Below are 19,926 nucleotides of genomic sequence, written 5' to 3'. Positions count from 1 at the left end.
TCATCCTTTCCTTACTGGAATGGATTCAAGGGGTTTGCCGTAACGATCCATGATGCGATAGGCAGCTGGTGCCCCCCTGCGACGCTGCAAGATGACATATCTCGTAAATACACCTTCTTCCAGCAGTTGCTTGAGTACAGGCCGCATGCGTACGTCATCGTAGTCGGCACCGTGAGCTGTGGCGACTACCCGAATTCCGGTATGAACCGCTTCATGAATAGCTTGGGCATCTTCTGGGCGTCCAATTTCATCGACGATCAGCACATCAGGTGATAAAGACCGTATCATCATCATCATGCCTTCCGCCTTGGGACAACCGTCAAGGACATCTGTGCGCGGCCCAAGATCGAATCTAGGCACTCCTTTCACACAAGCAGCCAACTCGGAGCGTTCATCAATGACCCCGACCTTCTTGCCGGCATTCGCTAGACTGTCCGGCCCCCACTCTCCTCGACTGACTAATCTCGCGATATCGCGCAGGAGCGTTGTTTTCCCTTGCTGCGGCGGCGAAATGATGAGCGTATGATGGATACTTCTCATCACGGGATCATACAAGTGCGGCAGCACGGCTTGGCCTACCCCTTGCAGTTCACGAGCAATCCGGATATTGAAGGAACTGACATCACGAATTTGTCTGACATGGCCTTGTTCCAGCACAGTACGTCCTGCTAGTCCTACTCGATGGCCGCCGACAATGGTGATGTAGCCACGCCTAAGCTCTTCTTCGAAGGTGTACAAGGAATGATTCGTCAACATCTCCAGCAGGGTCAGACAATCCTGACGATTCGGTTTATAGGCCTTGGCTTCCTGCGCAACAAGTTGGCCCCGCTCATCCAGAAAGGCATACCGATCACCCCAGCTAATCTCGAAAGGGCGCGACTCTCTTATCCGGATCTCTTCAACGCTAGCTTGTACTTCTGGCGACAGTTCGGTTAACAGAAGCCGGAGCGACTGGGGGAACAAATGCATAATCGTTGTGAGCATGGCCTGACATCCCTCCAAGTTGTCCAGTCTTCTATATTCATTTCTATGCTTAATAGAAAGAAATATGACCGATTACTTTTTTAAAATGCCAATAAACAAACAGCTCACACCCGCAATCACCCAAAGCATCTTGCCATATGAGAGCTTCTCTGCGATTCCTACCAAACCAATGGTAGTCGTAGCTAGTAGTACTAGAGGGCCTACTAGAGCCAAACCAGCATTCACGAGCAAAGCCTTCTCCACCGTTGCCAGCCGCAACATCACAATAGCCGCGATGATTTCAATACTCCCCGACATCATCCTCAGCGACGCCATCGTTAGAACAATTTTATTCATTTCTTTTTACTACCTCCTTTAAAAGATTTAGAACTCCTTGCATGATTGCGGAGTGAGAGTTAGCTCGAACTTCTTGCATAAGGTAGGGTTTAAGCTTTTTACCCTACCTTATGCGGGCTCGTCTGATTTTAGGCATGCTGGGCACCACCATTTATCCGGGTGCATATGCTGTTCACATAATTGATCCTTCGAAGGACAGTGAGGAGTAATACCATGGAAGTGACCTCTTTTTTACAATGGAACCCCGTTCTGGCCGACCCCACAGGACAAAGGCAGGCCAAACCTAGAACGCTGGGTCAAACGATGGTTATGGATAAAGGCTTGGGCATGTATGCTTTCCAGGATTTATTGAACACCTCCAGCAGTCACCTGGACATGATTAAACTTGGCTTCGGCACGTCGCCGCTCTATCCCCAAGACCTATTGAAAAGTAAAATCAATTTGGCCAAGGAAAGGGGGATTTGCGTCTATCCCGGAGGCACTTTTTTGGAAGTGGCCATTACACAGCATGCTGTAGACTCCTTTTTTGATATGATCATCGCACTCGGCTTTAACGGGGTTGAAATTTCCAACGGAACGATTGATATAGATCGCAAACTCAGAAATGAATTAATCCTTCGCGGTATGGAAGAGGGCTTGGAGGTCATCACGGAATACGGCAAAAAAGGGTGGGGTTCGACCATCGAATTGGAGGAGCTCATTGATACTGTCATGATTGACACCGAACATGGGGCCAAACTGGTGACGATTGAAGCGCGGGAATCAGGGATGGGTGTGGGTATTTTCGACCAGGCAGGTAAATGCAAGGATGAGGAACTGCAGAAAGTGCTATCCTCCGTTAATGGGCAGCTGCTGCTATGGGAAGCGCCGCTCAAAAGTCAACAGGTGCATTTGATCAGCATGCTCGGGCCTGATATTCATTTGGGAAATATTTCGCCAGATGAACTGATCGCACTGGAAGCATTGCGCAGAGGACTTCGTTCGGATACGTTGTCTTTGGGTACCAGAAAGGATTAGAAGATGCATATCGAGGTAGTCGCCAACATCGGCGAAGCAAGAAGTGACGATTTGCTTCATAAGACCGTCATTGTCGTTGATGTTTTACGTGCTACTAGCACGATCATCACCGCACTCGCTAACGGTTGCAAAGCGATTGTTCCTGTCGAAACCGTTATGAAGGCCAAGGAACAAGTTCAAGAGGGCGATCTCCTGGGTGGGGAACGTTATTGCAAAAAAATCCCCGGCTTTGATTTTGGCAATTCGCCCCTCGAATATACTAGGGAAGCCGTGCAAGGCAAACGGATCATCCTTACGACGACGAATGGAACCAGAGGCATTCAGAAGTCGATGAAAGCCGACCACATCCTAGCAGGGGCCTTGCTCAACGGTCGAGCCTGCGCTCAAGCTGCCATTGCTCTCAAAAAAGATACGGTCATTCTATGTGCGGGTACACAGGATGTTTTTTCATTCGAAGACGGGATCTGCGCAGGGCTTATCTTGGAAGAGCTCACCTATACGCTAGGCGAGAAAAACGTCCTCATCAATGATTTTGGTCTAGCGATGAGAGGCAGTTACCTGCACAGCAAGGATCGCTTATTTGAAACGCTTGTTTCCTGTGCCAATGGCAAGAAAATGAGTAGATCCGGCTTCCATGATGATCTGATACTCTGTGCCAAGTCGAATATCATGGATCAAGTCCCGATTTGGGAACATGATCAAATGATTCTGCTGCCGCGAAGCCTTGCACGCTCAACGTTCTAAATACAAGCCCCCCTCATAAACTAGGATGGAAGTTAAAGCGTGAGGGGATAAGTAGATGAATGGCGATATACTCTTAGTTGTTTTGATTATCATCGGACTGGTCGGCCGTTCGCCGATCATCACGACAGCGGCCTGCCTCTTGCTCGCGGTGAAGCTGATTGGTCTGGATCGTTTCTTTCCGACTATGGAGCGAAGAGGTTTGGAGCTCGGCTTGTTATTCCTGACTGTCGGGGTGCTCGTCCCCTTTGCGAGCGAGCGAATCTCCATGAAGGATATCATTTCTGTTTTCACAACGTGGCCTGGCATCATCGCGCTCCTTGGCGGAGCCATTGCTACTTATATGAATGGCAAAGGGCTGGAACTACTGAAAATAGACCCACAATTAATTGTGGGTCTTGTCATCGGTTCTATCTTTGGCATTGTCTTTATGCGCGGTATTCCGGTCGGCCCTTTGATGGCTGCCGGCATAACGGCCTTTTTATTGAAATTAGCCTACTTTATTGCCGATAAAATAAGATGAGTCTCGCTTAGCGGCGATCTTCCGGCCCGCCAACGAAGGCTTGCTCCGTAGTGTCCAAGCCATAAGCTGTGTGCAGAGCACTTATCACTTCGGTTAAGTTGGAATTGGAGTTATCAATGACACAGGACATTTTGATCTCGGATGTGCTAACCAGCGAGATAGAAATGCCCAAGTCGGAAATCACTTTGAACATGGTAGCTGCGACGCCAGGCGTACTTACCATACCGGCTCCAACGATGGATACTTTCACGAGGTTTACTTCGGAAGTGACTTCGCGGTAACCAATCTCTTCACGAATTTGTTCGATAACCGCTAAGGCCCGCTCGCGATCAGCAAGGGTCGTCGTGAAAGAGAAGTCAGCGGAACCGTTGATCACACCGCTTTGCACAATAATATCAACGTCAATTTGCACTTCAGCAAGTGAAATGAACACTTTAGCCAATTGCCCCGGTTTCTCAGGAACACCCAGAATACTAATTCTTGCTACATTCTTGTCATACGCGATGCCACGAACAACGATTCCTTGTTCCATCACTGCTTCCTCCTTCACGTTGGTACCTTCATTGTAAGTAAAGCTTGAACGCACCACGAGGGTAACGTTGTAATTTTTGGCATATTCAACAGCCCTAGGATGAAGAACAGCAGCTCCCAAATTAGCCAGCTCCAGCATTTCATCATAAGAAATTTCATTCAGCTTTCTTGCTACTTTCACGATGCGCGGGTCTGTTGAATAAATCCCATCCACATCCGTGTAAATTTCGCATAGGTCTGCTTTGATAGCTGCAGCCAGCGCGACAGCTGTTGTGTCCGATCCGCCGCGACCCAGTGTTGTAATCTCACCAGCCTCGGTCATCCCCTGGAATCCGGCAACGATGACCACATTGCCTTGCTCAATCGCGTTCAAGACACGCTGCGGCTGAATATCGGAAATCCTTGCTTTTCCATGAACAGCTTCCGTGTAAATCCCACTTTGCCAACCCGTGTAAGACACGGCTTGTTCGCCAAGATTATGTATCGCCATCGATAATAATGCGACAGAGACTTGCTCCCCGGTCGTTAACAGCATATCCATTTCACGAGCCGGTGGGGCTCCATCGTAAATTTGCTTAGACAGGTCGATCAAATCATCTGTTGTATCTCCCATTGCCGAAACGACAACAACACAGCTATGTCCTGCTTGCTTTCGTTCTACAATCCTTTTTGCAACACGTTTCATTCGCTCCGCATCACCGACAGAGCTACCGCCAAATTTCATCACGATTAGAGACAAAGCTGACCCACTCCTAACGCATACTAGTGCATAACAATTCAATATTATAGCATAAAATTGCACATCTGTGGTAAGAAATACTTGCTGTATCAAAAAAGCCTCCCCAACTCATCAGAGTCAGAGAGGCTTGTCCTAATTAAGACTGAGCACGAGAGATGTATCTGCCATCTTCGGTATCTACAGTAAGAACGTCGCCTTCGTTGATGAAAAGCGGCACTTGAACGGAAAGTCCCGTTTCCACTTTTGCACTTTTGAGAGCGCCTTGTGCCGTGTTGCCTTTGATGCTCGGCTCTGTTTCAACAACTTTCAAGTCAACGCTTTTCGGCAAGTTAATCCCGAGGATTTCACCTTGGTAGCTCAAAATTTTGATGTTCATGTTTTCGAGCAGGAAGTTCAGTTCCCATTTCAGTTGCTCGCGGGAAAGAGCGAACTGATCAAATGTTTCTGTATCCATGAACGTAAATTCATCGCCGCTTGCATACAGGTACTGCATCTCACGGTTGTCGATGTGTGCGCGGCCAACGTTCTCGCCAGCGCGGAACGTACGTTCAACTGTATTTCCGTTGCGCAGGTTTTTAAGCTTGGAGCGCACGAATGCTGCGCCTTTACCTGGCTTCACGTGTTGGAAATCCAGAACTGTAAAAATATCATGCTCTACTGTAATCGTAAGACCTGTTTTGAAATCGTTAACTGATATCACTTGTAAATCCCTCCGCTAGTCAATAATAAGAAAATCTTTGGTAGAATGTGTAAGTATTTTAATGCCGGTGTCAGTAATTACTGCATCGTCCTCAATTCGAACTCCACCAAAGTCAGGGAGATAAATGCCGGGTTCAACGGTAACCACCATACCAGGTGTTAAAATCATATCTTCGGTTTTCGACAAGCGCGGAGATTCGTGAACCTCCATACCTAATCCATGTCCGGTACCGTGACCGAAATAATCGCCATAGCCATGCTTCACAATAACATCACGCGCAAAAGCATCGCCTTCTCTGCCAGTAATCCCGGGTTTCAGGTTGGCCAGACAATTCAATTGAGCCTCAAGCACAATCTCATAAATTTCTTTATGTTTGTCTGTCGGCTTTCCAAGCATAACCGTTCTAGTAATGTCAGAGCAATACCCTTTATAATACGCTCCAAAATCTAATTTGACAAACTCGTTTAATTGTAGCACGCGATCGCTCGCTTTACCATGAGGAAGCGCGGAACGTTCCCCGGAAGCTACAATCGTCTCAAAGGATGTCGATGTTCCTCCATTTTTGCGGATAAACATCTCAATTTCAAGGGCAATATCTTTCTCCTGCACACCTGGCTTGATGAAATTCAAAATGTGCGTAAATGTTTGATCTGCCAAATCCGCGGCTTCTTGCATAATTTGCAATTCCGCTTCATCTTTGACGATCCGAATTAATTCAACAACACGCGAAGTAGGCACTAATTCGATTCCTGCTAAGCCTGCCTGGAAACCAAGGAAATCGCCATACGTGACATCTGCTTGCTCAAAGCCTACTTTCGTAATCCCCTGCTGCTGCAAAAGCTCACGCACAGTCTCAATAGCCTTAGGCTTATGCTCAACAACATCGAATAGCTTCGCTTGTTGAGGAGCTTGTGTCATATAGCGAAAATCAGTTAACAGTAAAGCTCGATCTAACGTTATTAGGACATACCCGGAAGAACCCGTGAAACCAGATACATATGTACGGTTATATGCGTTCGTGATGAGTAGTGCCGGCAAATCTTGCTGTTCCATAACCTTGCGAAGACGTTCAATACGGTTCTCCTGCATCCAAATCACCAATCTTTCTTACATATGGGATAATAATGCTCGTAATCCTAGCTCGTACCCTTGTGGGCCAAGACCACAAATCTGACCGATGACAACAGGGGCAATCACGGAATGATGTCGGAATTCCTCACGCTTATGAATGTTCGATAGGTGAACCTCGACAGTCGGTACTTGAACTGCTGCCAAAGCATCGCGAATCGCATAACTATAATGCGTAAATGCTCCTGGATTTATCAAGATACCATCTTTCGTACCAAAAGCTTCATGAATTTTATCAATAATCTCGCCTTCATGATTCGATTGAAAACTTTCTAGCTCAACAGACAATCCTTCAGCTAATTCTGATAAGCCTTGAACAATAGCTGAAAGTGAAGACGTTCCGTAGACGCCAGGTTCTCGTACACCCAGCATATTTAAATTAGGCCCGTTAATGAGCAGAACCTTTTTCAACAGGACATCACTCCCCGGCATATTTCGCCAAAGCAGGCGTTTGCCGCCTATTTGACCTTTGATATTTTACCATAACTTTCATGTCTTGTGTATAGGTTGTCTCGTTCTGATATCTGTGTATTCAATGGAAATGGAATACCCGATAAACATTCCCCACAACAGAAATAAACAAAAGTCAGAGATAATCGAATTGATATCCAGTTTATTAATCCAATAGGTCATGCCTGCCAATGGACCGATCAGCAAGTAAATGGCCGCCCACCAGAAAGCTCCGTAGCCGAGTCCCCACCAGGGACCTTGCAGCTTCCACATAGTGACCATATACAAGAATGCAGCCACTATGGAAAAGAGCATAAAGAATCCCCAGCCTATCAAGATGCCTTGCCACGAAAGCAAGAAATCATGTTTGAAAAACGGCTCAATCAGGAAGCCTATAACGATCTTAGTAAATTTCAGATAGTGTTCAACAATTTTCAATGCTCCCCAAATCAATCCAGCGAAAAAACCAATGTAAATGGTATAAAGCCACCGATTTGTTTTTATTTTCCCTTCATTCTTCGCGCCCATTTTCCGGTCTCTTCCTTTCACAGCAGAAGTTGCCTGTCTTTCCTCAGGTATGATTAGTATGTTCTACCGTTATCGGTAGCATTCAACCTGTGAATCCGTTACAATGAGAAAGTACATTAACCGAATTCGAGAAGGATAAGAAGGTGGAACTCATGGCAGAACAAAACAGTATATACGGAGGACAAGCCGTCATCGAAGGCGTCATGTTCGCAGGGAAAAATGTGCATGTAACCGCCGTGCGCAAAAAAGATGGTTCGCTTGATTATTTGGAAGTACCTAAGAAAGTCATCCCTTGGGTTCAATCGCTCAAAAAAATACCCTTTGTTCGCGGTATTGTGGGCATTATCGAATCCAGCGCCAAAGGCGCCCAACATCTAAACTTTTCAGCTGAATCCTTCGCAGAACAAGAAGGCGAGGAAGACAAAGGAACTAAGAAAGAAGAGAAACCCGGCTTCTTTTCGAATATTTCAATGGTTCTTGGCGTAGCTGTGGTGGGTGTCATTTCATTTTTATTTGGAAAATTCGTTTTTACGCTAGTGCCTGCTGTTATTGAACAGTTTTTATTTCAAAATGTATTTAGCAATCAAATTCTTCATAATCTTATAGAAGGTGTTATCAAAATCATTTTATTGGTTGGATATATTTACTTCATATCCCTAACACCTATGATTCGCCGACTATTTCAGTACCATGGCGCGGAACACAAAGTCATAAGCGCTTATGAAGCCGGTGTCGAGCTTACCGTCAGCAATGTACAGAAGTTCAATACCCTGCATTATCGCTGCGGCAGCTCATTCATCGTTTTCACCGTATTAATTGGTGTTGTCATTTACTCATTCCTTCATTACGACGGATATGTCGAGCGCATCCTACAAAGATTGCTGCTGCTTCCTGTTGTGATCGGCGTTTCTTATGAAGTGCTAAGATTCACGAACTCGCTTCGCGAAGTACCAGTCCTTCGTTACTTGGGCTATCCGGGATTATGGCTGCAGCTCTTGACAACCAAAGAGCCTGAAGATCATCAAGTCGAGGTTTCCATTGCTTCTTTCAACCGCATGCGTGAAGCGGAACAACGAATTTCGGAGGGACGGGCATGAGAAGAAAATTTTCCCCCATTGAGATCGCCATTGCGATTTTGATTGCGATTGGTTTGTTGGTAAGTTTACGAACTTTATTCATTCCCGTTCTCGTGTTAGGGATCATCTTTCTCCTTTACAAATTCCCGCCATCCCGTTGGAAAATGTTCACCTCCAGCCGCGGCTCCGCCAAGGTCAAGAGGAAAAACGCCAAATTTCGTGTTATTAACGGAACCAAAGATTCAGAACCCGATGATTTCCCTAAGTACCACTAGTTCATTGCTATTTACCAGTTCTTATTTGCGCAAAACATATTTATCATAATTTTCTTCGTATATTTGCGCAGACCACTTGTCGAAGTAATCATTGGAAGCTTGAAAACCCGATTCGTACAAAGCCATACTCAATTCTTTGGATAAATTAAATTGCGTATTCCCAACACCTAGCGTCGGAATTTTCACCGTTCTAAATCGATTCTTTTGTTCAATGTAGCGCTCATCATGAGCGCTCAGCATCGTACCAAAGAGAGCTTCCAACATGGTGATGGGCCCTTTAATTTTTCTGGTATGCGTATCGCTTTTACCGACGAGTTGGAATCCGATAACGGGGATCATTTCCTCACGATCGGTTTCTTGATCGAAAACCCAGAGCGGGTAATTGCTCAGGAGACCTCCATCCACAATATAATAAAATTGCTCTGTGAACGGCGTAGCCTTCCCAGAGCTTTTTATTTTGCGCCGAATCATCACGGGGTCAAAAAAATAAGGAATGCTAGTGCTCATTCGCACCGCCTTGGCAATCGAAAACCGCTTAGGGTCGATTCCATATTGTGCGATGTCGTCAGGCAGAATCAACAGTTTTCCTTGCGTAATATCCGAAGCAATAATCCGTAGTTGATTGGGCTTCAAATCTCCGAAAGTACGGATACCCTTGGCGGCCAGTTGCTGTTGAACCCAATATTCAAGTGCTTCTCCGGCATAGAGCCCTTTTTTAATCAACAGCCGCGCGGCCGGCCCAATAATTCTTGCATTGAAAATTGGTGAACGCTGCATAAACGATTTAAAGGGCGCTCTGAGGATCAGTTCCTTCATCTCTTCTCCGGTATAACCAGCAGCCAGCAAGGCCGCTACAATGGACCCAGAGCTTGTACCCGCCACTTGATTGAAGACCAGTCCCTGTTTCATAGCCGCACTGACGCCACCAGCCAGCGCGATCCCTTTGACGCCACCGCCTTCAAACACGCCATTGATAATCACATCACATCACTCCCCGTCCCCTAAGCGTAGAGCTTACTTTGTTATGTATGCGGGGGCAGTTTGTTTCTATACCCACAAAAAAAGACAGAGCACCGTAAAGACGGTCTCTGTCTAATTTTCAACCTCTAATTCTTTGCGAATATTCACGAGGTCTTCCAAACGGTTCGGGTCCCTGCGAAAATATTCGAGCAGCGTTTCAATACAAGTGATGGAATCCCAACTCAAATGATGTTCGATTCCTTCAACATCCTTATATATATTGTCCTCTTGGACACCAATAACCGTTAGGAAATTTTCAAGCAACAGATGGCGGTCAACAAGACGCTTCCCCATCTTTTTGCCTTTGGGCGTCAACATAAGTCCGCGATATTTCTCATAGATCAAATAATGATCCTTGTCCAATTTTTGAATCATTTTGGTTACGGAAGAGGGGTGTACCTCAAGTCCTTCAGCAATGTCGGAGACACGAGCGTAGCCTTTCTCGTCAATAAGCTTGTAAATTCTCTCCAGATAATCTTCCATACTTGGCGTAGCCATTGCTTTATTTCCCCCTGCTTATCCTTTATTTCCTGTCTATTGCTTACTTATCATAATGCATCTACCCAGATGCGGTCAAATATCCCATGATTCACAATGTCCATACCAAGGCACACTAAGGGACACAACCTAATCTTGCTAGCTTTACGATGAAAGGAGTCTTCCATGTCAACGGAATTACTCAATAGACCTGTGCCGACTACGTCTGTTTTTGTCCCTGAGCTTGTTTACTTTGAACCCGACGCCATGAATTATCCCAAAGGTCAACGCATTTATGAATGGGCCAAGCAGCAAGGCCTGGAGATTCATATGACGACCTCTCATAATCAGATTCGCGACTTGCCTGGTGACTCTGAACTGGAAAAATATAAAATTGCCAAACGTACACTTGTCGTCGGATTGCGCAAAACGCTTAAATTCGAAACTTCCAAACCCTCAGCGGAATATGCCATTCCAATTGCGACCGGCTGCATGGGGCATTGTCATTACTGTTATCTCCAAACAACGATGGGCGCGAAGCCCTATATACGTGTTTATGTGAATATGGACGATATCTTAGGAGCTGCCAAACAATATATCGAAGAGCGTGAACCAGAGATCACGCGTTTTGAAGCAGCCTGCACATCCGACCCTGTCGGTCTGGAGCATATCTCTGGCTCCCTGAAAGAGCTTATTGAATTCATGGGTCAGCAGGAACATGGCCGTCTTCGCTTTGTGACCAAATACCATCATGTCGATTCCTTGCTTGATGCCAAACATAACAAACATACCCGGTTCCGTTTTAGCGTCAATGCCGATTACGTTATCAAAAATTTCGAACCCGGCACATCCAAATTTCATGAACGCATTGAAGCTGCCGGCAAAGTTGCCCACGCAGGCTATCCCCTAGGATTTATCATTGCGCCGATTATTTGGCATGAAGGCTGGGAAGAAGGATATGCGACACTGCTAGAGCGACTTCACAAGGAATTGCCAGCGGATGCTGCCAGCGATTTAACCTTTGAAATGATCCAGCATCGCTTCACACGCACCGCCAAAAATATTATCGAGAAACGATACCCCAAAACCAAACTGGAAATGGACGAAGAAAAACGCAAATACAAATGGGGCAAATATGGAAAAGGGAAATATGTGTACAAAGATGAACAAGCCAACGCATTAAGGGAATTTATCACCGAACAAATCTTCGATAAATTCCCCCAAGCCAAAATTGAATATTTCACTTAACACACGACTTACAAATTAAAACTTCAACCAATCGGGGGTTATGGTGTTCAACCATAGCGTGATTTGCGTCATTTTACCGGTGTAGAGTAAAACGGCAATCACGACCATCAGGCCCCCGCCTATTTTCATAATGAGATTAGAATATTTCAGAATCCATTTGGTCGACCCTATGAAAAACGAAAGAACGAAAAACGGAATCGCAAACCCTAGCGAGTAAGCTGTTGTGAGTTGAAACCATGTCCCAGGTTCCGTTGTAGCCAGCGCGAGAATCGCGGAGAGGATGGGGCCAACACACGGCGACCAACCTGCTGCAAATCCCATTCCCACGAGAACAGAACCAAGGTATCCCGCAGGACGAAAACTGATCTTTAACTTCCGTTCTTTCATTAACCATTGCGGTTGGAAAATCCCTAATAAAAACAATCCCATAATAAAAATTAACAGTGCGGCAATTTGTCTCAACAAATCACGATAGTCAAAAAAGAAATTTCCCAGAAAGCCTGCCGTCAAACCCAGCGTATAAAAAATGATTGAAAATCCAACGATAAAGCTTAGCGTATGAAGCATCGTTTGGCGACGGACACGTGACGTTGTTTCACCCGATTTCAACTCACTGACCGATATACCGGTTATGTAGGAAAGATAAGAAGGATACAAGGGCAAACAGCAAGGTGAAATGAATGAAGCTATCCCCGCCCATAAAGCGATCCATAAATTAACTGATTCCATGTTAAATCCTCAATCCTCTTTTTAGAATGATCCCGATCAACATTGCAATTAGAGTCAGAACAACCGTCCCCCCTGGCGCCAAGTCCCAGACTCCTGCTACGACCAATCCGATGATCACAGCTATCTCTGAAAATAAAATGGCCAAAAAGACCGAATGCTTAAAGCTGCGAGCAATTAATAAACTGCATGCGACAGGAATAGTTAATAACGATGAAACAAGCAAAGCGCCCACAATCTTGATTGCGACAGAAATCACCAATGCGGTTAGCATCGTTATCATCATATTATAATATTTAAGTGGAAGTCCACTTACACTCGCTGCATCCTCATCGAAGAACATTAGGAAAAACTCCTTGAAATGTGCGACTATAACGCCAATGACAAGCACGGAGACGCCAAAAACCACCCACAAATCAGTTGTGTCTAACGTATATATACTACCAAACAGATAACTCATCACATTCATATTAAAGCCTTTGCCAAGGGTAAAAAGAAGCGTAGCCAGCGCCACGCCGCCTGACATAATAATAGCGATGGAAAGCTCGGCATACGTTTTATATGCCTTACGCAGCTTCTCTATCGCAAAAGACGCGAGAAGCGCAAACACAAGTCCTACCCCTAACGGATAGACGTTGATTAGAAAGCCCAGCGCAACCCCCGCGATAGACACATGCGCGAGAGTATCCCCGATCATGGAAAGCCGCCGTAGGACAAGAAAAACGCCCATGAGAGGCGCCATAAGCCCGATCAATATCCCACCGATTAACGCCCGTTGAAAAAAATACTCCGTGAAAATATCCAAATTTCCCGCTCCTTACTGAACTCCGATCATCTCGCGAATCTGGCCGATGGAATGAGTCAAATTCGTCTCACGGCAATCCTCGGGATCATGGGTATGCTTAACATAAAATTTAATGCCGCCGCTTACTTTCTGCGGCTCAGTTCCTAGGTATGACTGCATCATGTCCATATCGTGTGAGACCATGATGAAAGTCATATGATGATGCTGATGCATATGTCGGATCATTCGGAAGAATCCGACTTGCGTCTCGGCATCAATTCCAACCGTCGGCTCATCCAAGATGAGCAGCTCCGGGTTGTTCACGATCGCGCGCGCGAGGAAAGCGCGCTGCTGCTGTCCACCGGACAGTTGACCAATACGGCGGTCAGCTAAGTCTTCAATACGCATGGCCAGCATAGCGTCTTCCGCCTTTTGCAGGTCTGCCTTCGTAAGACGGCGATACACCCGCTTGTTGCTGTACATCCCCGACTGCACGATCTCCCTGACCGTCGCTGGAAAGAGGGGATTAAAAGCATTTTTCTGCGGCACATAGCCAATGCGTTCCCAATCCTTGAATTGACTCAAGGGTCGGTCAAACATCCTGATCTCACCTGCTGTTGGTTTCAATAAACCAACAAGCATTTTGAGCAGCGTCGTTTTCCCCGCGCCGTTAGAACCAATAACACCGACGAAATCCCGTTCAAGCACCTCAAAGCGCAGTTTGTCTATCACTTTTTTATTTTCATAAGAAAATGAAAGATCATCTATCGAGACGATGCTGCGGTGACAAAACTCTTTATCGTTATTTTCCATCTAGTAACCCCTGACTTCGTTATTGTAAGGCAATGACTAAATTTTTCAAATTTTTATCCATGATCGAAATATAATCCTCGCCTGCCTTCATCTGCGCATCCGTTAACCCTTCTAACGGATTGAGAACCATGGTGTCAACCTTGGCATCCTTCGCCAGCGTCTTGGCTAATTTATCAGATACAAGCTCTTCAAAAAATATATATTTCAAATCATGTTCTTTCATGTATGCATTCATTTTTTTCAAATCCTGCGCAGTCGGCTCAGCATCAGGAGATAATCCCATAATCGACATTTGGGTTAAGCCATAATCTCTGCAGAGATAAGCAAAAGCATAGTGTGAAACGGCAATCTCTTTTTTCTTCGTTTGGGCAAGCTCTTTCTTATAACGAGCATCCAAATCTAATAATTTGGCCTCATAGCTGGCATAATTTTTCTCAAAAACTTCTTTGTGTGCAGGGTCTGCACCAACTAAAGCTATTTTAATATTATTAGCCATTTTTATCGCATTTAACGGGCTCAGCCACGCATGAGGATCAAATTCGTCTTTATTTTCCGAAGTTTTGATCAAATCTGCCCCTTTGCTTGCTTCCACAACTTTCAAATTCGATTCAGCAGGCAGACTTCCAATGAAATCCTTGACCCAACCTTCGAACCCCGCTCCTTGATAGACGAAAATTTGAGCTTGTGTCATGTTTTTAATATCCCTGCTTTTTGGCGACCAATCATGTGGTTCTACCCCCGCTGGCACAAGATTGATCGCATTGACATACTCACCACCGATAGCGCGCGTAAACTCATATAGTGGATAGAAACTTGTAACCACATTCACTTTACCTTCTACTAGCTTCGCTTTTGAACTAGAAACCCCTCCGCATCCTACCATCGCCAACACGAAGACGGCTAGTAGAACTATGTTAAAAACGCTCTTTTTTCGCATCAAAAATACCACTCCGCTCACCCTCTAAATCGTAATCATTTTTATTAACGAATTGATTATACGAGTACCTGCCCCCCTAAGTCAATACATTCACAGGCAAAATAAAAGAGCCTGCCGCATAAGTTCACAGCATGGCCCTACTTTTATTTATCACTTTCTTCTTTCAGCTTTTTGAAATGTTCTTCCGATTGCTTAATCAATTTTTGATCTTGCTTAACTTTATATTCAATAATTTCATTATACATTTGATATTGCTTTTTCAATTCTTGATCAATCACACTATCCTGCTTCTTGGTACTCTGAGCTTTGGATTTCGTATCTTTTTGCTTATTGGTATCCTTCTTTTTTTCCGAATCCCCACCGAATAACGTACACGCAGTTAGCAGAACAATCATGTTGGAAACTCCAATGATTTTCAAAACCAATCGAATTCTCATCTGTCTCACTCCGTTATCAGTTTCCCTTAGGATACCCGGGCTCCCCGGCTTCCATCCATAGAAAGAACCTCCATCTCCCTGATCTGGGGAGATAGAGGCTCCTAATAAGCTGAGCTATTTCACGATTGCTCCATTGGGCATAGAGTCAGGTACGGTCGCAAGTGTCAATTGATCGCCATGTGAAGCGGCGAGAATCATCCCTTGCGACAACTCGCCGCGCAGCTTGACCGGCTTCAAATTCGTGACGCAGATGACCTTGCGTCCCGCTAACTCTTCGGGCGAGTAAAACTTCGCGATGCCCGATACCACTTGACGCTGCTCGTATCCTAGATCGAGCTGCAGCTTGAGAAGTTTATCCGCGCCCTTCACGGGCTCAGCGGATATTACCTGGGCTACGCGCAGCTCCACCTTGGCGAAATCGTCGATCCCGATTTCGTCTTTGGACTCCGGCGCGGGCACTTGTGCGGCAGGCGCTGCAGAAGTAGCACCAACAGTAGCCGCAGCGGGCGCAGCAGGCACCTCAGCTCCGCCGCCCATAGCCTCGACGATGAAAGCGACTTCCGCCTCAACGTCTAGTCTCGGGAACATCGGATCTCCCTTTTGCACCTTGGTGCCCGTCGGGAGATGTCCGAAAGATTGCACGCTTTCCCACGCCGTCAAGCGCGGCAGATCTTCATCAGCAAGTCCAAGCTGCTGCCAGATCAATTGCGGCGTCTTCGTCAAGAAAGGACGCAGCAAGACAGATGAAATGCGCTGAGATTCAGCCAGCACATACATAACTGAGCCAAGAGTTTCGCGCTTGGCCTCATCCTTCACCATCGACCAAGGCTGCGTCTCGTCGATGTATTTATTCGTGCGGCTGATCAGCTGCCACACAGCAGACAGCGCAATGGAGAATTCCATCTTCTCCATCGCTTCCTCGTACTTCGCTACCGTAGAACGAACAGTCTCCAAGAGACTTTCGTCAAACTCGGTAGCCCCAGCAATATAAGCTGGAATCTGTCCATCAAAATACTTATCGATCATCACGATCGTACGATTCAGCAGATTCCCCAAATCATTCGCGAGGTCATGGTTGACTCGCTCAACAAAACTTTCCGGCGTGAACGTACCGTCAGCACCGAAAGGCACTTCGCGCATTAGATAATAGCGCAAAGCATCCAAACCGTACCTGTCGATCAACGTAACGGGATCGACCACATTCCCTTTGGACTTGGACATTTTCCCATCTTTCATGAGAAGCCAGCCATGTGCAAATACCTTTTTGGGCAATGGCAAGTCAAGAGCCATCAACATAATTGGCCAGTAAATAGTGTGGAAACGAACAATTTCCTTACTCATTAAATGCACGTCAGCCGGCCAATATTTTTCTAACTTACTTGTATCGTCCGATCCATATCCAAGTGCTGTAATATAGTTCGACAAAGCATCAATCCACACATAGATGACATGCTTAGGATCTCCGGGAACTTTAACCCCCCAATCAAAAGTCGTACGAGAAACAGCCAAATCTTCCAGACCTGGCTTTATGAAATTATTCAGCATCTCATTTTTACGCGACTCTGGCTGTATGAATTCGGGGTTCTCTTCATAATACTGCACCAAACGATCCACGTATTTGCTCATCCGGAAAAAGTAAGTCTGTTCCTTCATCTTCTCAACCGGACGCCCGCAATCTGGACATTTACCGTCAACTAGCTTGCTCTCTGGAAAAAAAGACTCATCCGGAATACAATACCAACCTTCATATTCTCCCAGATAAATATCATCTTGATCAAGCAAACGTTGAAAAATCTTGCCAACAGCATCTTTATGGCGTTCTTCTGTAGTCCGAATGAAATCATCATAAGAAATATCGAGTTTTCCCCATAACTCTTTGATCCCAGCAACAATGCCATCTACAAATAACTGAGGTGTAGTACCGTTTTCTTGTGCTTTGCGCTCAATCTTTTGACCATGCTCATCTGTGCCCGTTAAGTATCTAACATCAAAGCCGCGCAAACGCTTGTAACGGGCCATAGCATCGCCAGCTACCGTGGAGTAGGCATGCCCAATATGCAGCTTATCACTTGGATAATAAATAGGCGTCGTGATATAAAACGCTTTGGATTGTGTCGACATCAATCGTTCCTCCTAACAAATAGTAAAAAACACAAAAAACCCTCATCCATCTTGGGACGAGAGTTGAACTCACGCGGTACCACCCAGGTTTCCCCGCCTTTCACAAGCTCGGGGCTCAGTAAGTCTATGACGACTTGCCCATTAACGCTGGGACACGAAGCCAACTTACTCCTATGTCTTCACAAGCACTAGGCAGCTCGAAGGCTTATTCTCCCGGACCATCTTCCAAACCTGCTCCTATACCGGCTTTCACCTAACCCGGCTCTCTGTTCATAGGCATCCGTCTGTACTTATCCGTTCATCGAAACCATATAATAACATCTTTAGCCAAATATATCGAAAAGAAGCGCACCATGTCAAGCAGACTGATCATTATGAGTTAATTTTTCCGCTCTTGCCGGCACATGATCCACCCCGCCCGGATGAAAAGGGTGACATTTGCATATCCTTTTGACAGATAGCCACGAACCCTTCAGCGCTCCGTGAACCTCAATAGCCTCCAGCGCATATTGAGAGCACGTTGGGTAGAAACGGCAAGTCGGTGGCTTCAAAGGTGAAATAAACTTTCGATAGAAATGAATAGGGACTTGTAGAGTCTTTTTCATTAGGACCGTTTCTCCCTTAGTTCAAAGTAATCAGAAAATACTATCTCTCCATCATGCCTGAAAAAAGCGATACGGTCAATTCAGAACCATCCTTAGCCCGCTATTTGGTAACACTTAAAAAAACTCCGATATAAATGTATGGAAATAAATAACTTAACCCATTTGCCAAAAAAAGGTCGCTGACCAGCGCTACCCGTACAAAGCGACGCTGTCATGCTTCGAAACGTAAGTTTAGCATTCATTCTCAACAACTTAGATTCCAAAAAAGAGCTTAAACTCAAAGCTTGATCTAAACTACTTGAACTTTTATCTTGCATATCAGTGACATGAACGCAAGATTTGCCAAAAGCTAACAACCAATTTTCTTCCGTAACAAAGGCAAAGTTTATTTTCTTCAACAGTAATTGTGCGCTTCTATAATTAATTTTAAGTATTTGTGAAAGTGAGCTCGCTGTATAAATCCTATCCTTTTGAATTAGCAATTGAATCGCTTGAAACCAATGAAGTAACGATAGTTTTGATTTATGCATGATTGTCCCTGCCGTTAAAGAAACTTGCATTCTACAGTCTTTGCATTCCAACAAACGACGAGTCCGAATATAAAAAGCTTGATGATGATCACAACGGGGGCAGCTGAAACCCTGGGCCCAGCGAAACTTCAACAAGAAATCCTCGCACTGCTTTTCCGTATCAAAGGAATGCAATTCTAACCTCGAAATCATGCTATCCATGGTATCACCCCTTCGAATCGGAACGTTTGTTCTTATTTTATTATAGCAAATTTTGTTAATTTTGTGAAGTATTTTTTTCTTCCTCCTCCCCCTATACTACTTCAAATCTATTATTCTGTGATATATACAAAAAGAGTAACGATTCAATTCAACCTTAACCAAACCACACGCATTTAATAGAATCTATGCCTTAGACGAATCGCCCTGCTATTTTGTATATATCACAGAAAAGGGTGTTTGAAGAGTAGGAACACCTCACCATGAAATACCCAGTTATCAAGTCGGAATTAGAAACATCTCACTATCAAACACCTAATTTTGAAGTCGGAATTCAAAAATCACCATTATATACCCAGTCTGGAGTTGGCATTTGATCTAGATAATACTAAGCGCCGAGGGTGTTGGGGGTGCAGTCCGAAGTCGCGGGTGTTGGGGGTTTGGTTGAACCGCGAAGCGTAATACTGAAAAAAGCCTCTGCCGATTTGGCAGAGGGGCGGGTTAACTTTCTAGGATCATTACTGCTTTTGGGGGCAGTGTGGTGGTGATTTCTACTGGCAGGCCTGATATTAAATCGGTGCCCTTGAAGGAACCAAGTTCGATGCTAGTCGGGTGGTCATTATATTTTAGGATAAACAGAAAGGAATGATTGTCCTTCGTTGTTCTGGTTGATGGCAACGTTGGGTCCGCTTGATAACTCCAGAGTTTCATAACTCCCGGACGATTAAGTGAGTTATACGGTTGCCAATCTTGTTGACTTGGCGTTTGATCCATAAACATGAAGGGCTGACCGCCTTTCAAACCGCGCATCAGATCGTGAGTCATCGCTGTTAAGCTAACTGGCGTGTCGAAAGATGGATAATAGTCTAGTTCTTTATAACTCAAACTTCGCAGCTTGAAATGGGCAAGTAAGCCTTAAGATAACTGGGCAAACCGGCGATCCATTGTTGGAGTTGACTTTTAATCAATTTTGAGAGCTTTTTACTTGCCTGTGTGGCTACT

The 19,926-nt window shown here is 45.3% G+C and carries 23 protein-coding genes and 1 pseudogene; 6 read left to right on the top strand and 18 right to left on the bottom strand.

All coding sequences use genetic code 11. From position 1 onward, the window contains the following. Complete coding sequence (spoIIIAA, locus tag IEY34_RS25335) at nt 1-984, bottom strand: stage III sporulation protein AA (RefSeq protein ID WP_189016751.1); 984 nt, start codon at nt 982-984, stop codon at nt 1-3. Nucleotides 985-1,056: 72 nt separating this feature from the next. Continuing rightward, nucleotides 1,057-1,320 carry a YqhV family protein gene (locus IEY34_RS25330; RefSeq protein WP_189016748.1) on the bottom strand — a complete coding sequence of 88 codons (264 nt, stop codon included), beginning with the start codon at nt 1,318-1,320 and terminating at the stop codon, nt 1,057-1,059. A gap of 213 nt (nt 1,321-1,533) precedes the next feature. On the opposite strand from IEY34_RS25330, the gene comA reads away from it, so the two are divergent. The 3 genes from comA to IEY34_RS25315 are packed head-to-tail and all read left to right on the top strand — an operon-like array spanning nt 1,534 to nt 3,601. Next, nucleotides 1,534-2,337, top strand: a complete 804-nt coding sequence (comA, locus tag IEY34_RS25325) for a phosphosulfolactate synthase (protein ID WP_189016746.1) — start codon at nt 1,534-1,536, stop codon at nt 2,335-2,337. Between the two features lie 3 nt (nt 2,338-2,340). Beyond that, nucleotides 2,341-3,081, top strand: coding sequence for a 2-phosphosulfolactate phosphatase (locus tag IEY34_RS25320; RefSeq protein ID WP_189016743.1), 741 nt, complete (start codon nt 2,341-2,343; stop codon nt 3,079-3,081). Nucleotides 3,082-3,136: 55 nt separating this feature from the next. After that, entirely contained in the window at nt 3,137-3,601 is a 465-nt protein-coding gene (locus tag IEY34_RS25315) for a DUF441 domain-containing protein (protein ID WP_189016739.1), read from the top strand. A 7-nt stretch (nt 3,602-3,608) separates the two neighbouring features. Here IEY34_RS25315 and IEY34_RS25310 read toward each other — a convergent pair whose 3' ends face one another. The 5 genes from IEY34_RS25310 to IEY34_RS25290 form a co-directional block, all read right to left on the bottom strand. Continuing rightward, complete coding sequence (locus IEY34_RS25310) at nt 3,609-4,871, bottom strand: aspartate kinase (protein WP_189016735.1); 1,263 nt, start codon at nt 4,869-4,871, stop codon at nt 3,609-3,611. 136 nt (nt 4,872-5,007) lie between these two features. Further along, nucleotides 5,008-5,571 (bottom strand): elongation factor P, encoded by a 564-nt coding sequence (gene efp, locus IEY34_RS25305; protein WP_189016732.1) that lies wholly within the window; start codon nt 5,569-5,571, stop codon nt 5,008-5,010. Between the two features lie 15 nt (nt 5,572-5,586). Beyond that, nucleotides 5,587-6,660, bottom strand: a complete 1,074-nt coding sequence (locus IEY34_RS25300; RefSeq protein WP_189016729.1) for a M24 family metallopeptidase — start codon at nt 6,658-6,660, stop codon at nt 5,587-5,589. Between the two features lie 18 nt (nt 6,661-6,678). Next, nucleotides 6,679-7,110: a type II 3-dehydroquinate dehydratase gene (gene aroQ / locus IEY34_RS25295; protein WP_189016726.1), complete on the bottom strand. Its 432-nt coding sequence runs from the start codon at nt 7,108-7,110 to the stop codon at nt 6,679-6,681. Nucleotides 7,111-7,188: 78 nt separating this feature from the next. Further along, nucleotides 7,189-7,677 (bottom strand): YqhR family membrane protein, encoded by a 489-nt coding sequence (locus IEY34_RS25290; RefSeq protein ID WP_189016724.1) that lies wholly within the window; start codon nt 7,675-7,677, stop codon nt 7,189-7,191. A 152-nt stretch (nt 7,678-7,829) separates the two neighbouring features. Here IEY34_RS25290 and IEY34_RS25285 point away from each other — a divergent pair, with 152 nt between their 5' ends. Beyond that, the gene (locus IEY34_RS25285) at nt 7,830-8,774 is read left to right on the top strand and encodes a DUF1385 domain-containing protein (RefSeq protein WP_189016721.1); all 945 of its coding nucleotides are present in this window, start codon (nt 7,830-7,832) and stop codon (nt 8,772-8,774) included. Then, complete coding sequence (locus IEY34_RS25280) at nt 8,771-9,028, top strand: hypothetical protein (protein WP_189016718.1); 258 nt, start codon at nt 8,771-8,773, stop codon at nt 9,026-9,028. Before IEY34_RS25285 ends, IEY34_RS25280 begins: the two co-directional genes overlap by 4 nt. A 21-nt stretch (nt 9,029-9,049) precedes the next feature. Here IEY34_RS25280 and IEY34_RS25275 read toward each other — a convergent pair whose 3' ends face one another. Continuing rightward, nucleotides 9,050-10,009 (bottom strand): patatin-like phospholipase family protein, encoded by a 960-nt coding sequence (locus IEY34_RS25275; RefSeq protein WP_189016715.1) that lies wholly within the window; start codon nt 10,007-10,009, stop codon nt 9,050-9,052. A 111-nt stretch (nt 10,010-10,120) separates the two neighbouring features. After that, nucleotides 10,121-10,546, bottom strand: a complete 426-nt coding sequence (gene mntR, locus IEY34_RS25270; RefSeq protein ID WP_189016711.1) for a transcriptional regulator MntR — start codon at nt 10,544-10,546, stop codon at nt 10,121-10,123. A 165-nt stretch (nt 10,547-10,711) separates the two neighbouring features. On the opposite strand from mntR, the gene splB reads away from it, so the two are divergent. Continuing rightward, nucleotides 10,712-11,773: a spore photoproduct lyase gene (gene splB, locus IEY34_RS25265; RefSeq protein ID WP_189016708.1), complete on the top strand. Its 1,062-nt coding sequence runs from the start codon at nt 10,712-10,714 to the stop codon at nt 11,771-11,773. Nucleotides 11,774-11,788: 15 nt separating this feature from the next. Here the strand turns inward: splB and IEY34_RS25260 are convergent, their stop codons facing one another. The 9 genes and pseudogenes from IEY34_RS25260 to IEY34_RS25220 all read right to left on the bottom strand — a co-directional run. Then, nucleotides 11,789-12,502 (bottom strand): cytochrome c biogenesis CcdA family protein, encoded by a 714-nt coding sequence (locus IEY34_RS25260; protein WP_189016705.1) that lies wholly within the window; start codon nt 12,500-12,502, stop codon nt 11,789-11,791. Nucleotide 12,503: 1 nt separating this feature from the next. Beyond that, nucleotides 12,504-13,304 (bottom strand): metal ABC transporter permease, encoded by an 801-nt coding sequence (locus IEY34_RS25255; RefSeq protein ID WP_189016702.1) that lies wholly within the window; start codon nt 13,302-13,304, stop codon nt 12,504-12,506. Between the two features lie 12 nt (nt 13,305-13,316). Beyond that, nucleotides 13,317-14,096, bottom strand: a complete 780-nt coding sequence (locus IEY34_RS25250; protein ID WP_189016699.1) for a metal ABC transporter ATP-binding protein — start codon at nt 14,094-14,096, stop codon at nt 13,317-13,319. A gap of 19 nt (nt 14,097-14,115) precedes the next feature. Then, nucleotides 14,116-15,033 carry a metal ABC transporter substrate-binding protein gene (locus tag IEY34_RS25245; RefSeq protein WP_189016697.1) on the bottom strand — a complete coding sequence of 306 codons (918 nt, stop codon included), beginning with the start codon at nt 15,031-15,033 and terminating at the stop codon, nt 14,116-14,118. Nucleotides 15,034-15,176: 143 nt separating this feature from the next. After that, nucleotides 15,177-15,470, bottom strand: a complete 294-nt coding sequence (locus IEY34_RS25240; RefSeq protein WP_189016695.1) for a hypothetical protein — start codon at nt 15,468-15,470, stop codon at nt 15,177-15,179. Nucleotides 15,471-15,584: 114 nt separating this feature from the next. Next, complete coding sequence (gene metG, locus IEY34_RS25235; RefSeq protein WP_189016692.1) at nt 15,585-17,591, bottom strand: methionine--tRNA ligase; 2,007 nt, start codon at nt 17,589-17,591, stop codon at nt 15,585-15,587. A gap of 356 nt (nt 17,592-17,947) precedes the next feature. Next, nucleotides 17,948-18,196 carry a membrane protein insertion efficiency factor YidD gene (gene yidD, locus IEY34_RS25230; protein ID WP_189016689.1) on the bottom strand — a complete coding sequence of 83 codons (249 nt, stop codon included), beginning with the start codon at nt 18,194-18,196 and terminating at the stop codon, nt 17,948-17,950. 92 nt (nt 18,197-18,288) lie between these two features. Continuing rightward, nucleotides 18,289-18,927: a transposase gene (locus IEY34_RS25225; RefSeq protein ID WP_189016686.1), complete on the bottom strand. Its 639-nt coding sequence runs from the start codon at nt 18,925-18,927 to the stop codon at nt 18,289-18,291. Nucleotides 18,928-19,611: 684 nt separating this feature from the next. After that, nucleotides 19,612-19,791 (bottom strand): annotated as a pseudogene (locus IEY34_RS25220) (beta-galactosidase); the annotation flags it as partial. Between the last annotated feature and the right edge of the window lie 135 nt (nt 19,792-19,926).

Source organism: Paenibacillus marchantiophytorum (assembly GCF_014640555.1).
Taxonomy (GTDB): Bacteria; Bacillota; Bacilli; order Paenibacillales; family NBRC-103111; genus Paenibacillus_E; species Paenibacillus_E marchantiophytorum.
The sequence above is the reverse complement of the archived record's forward strand: the minus strand, read 5'-3'. Positions and strand labels throughout refer to the sequence as shown.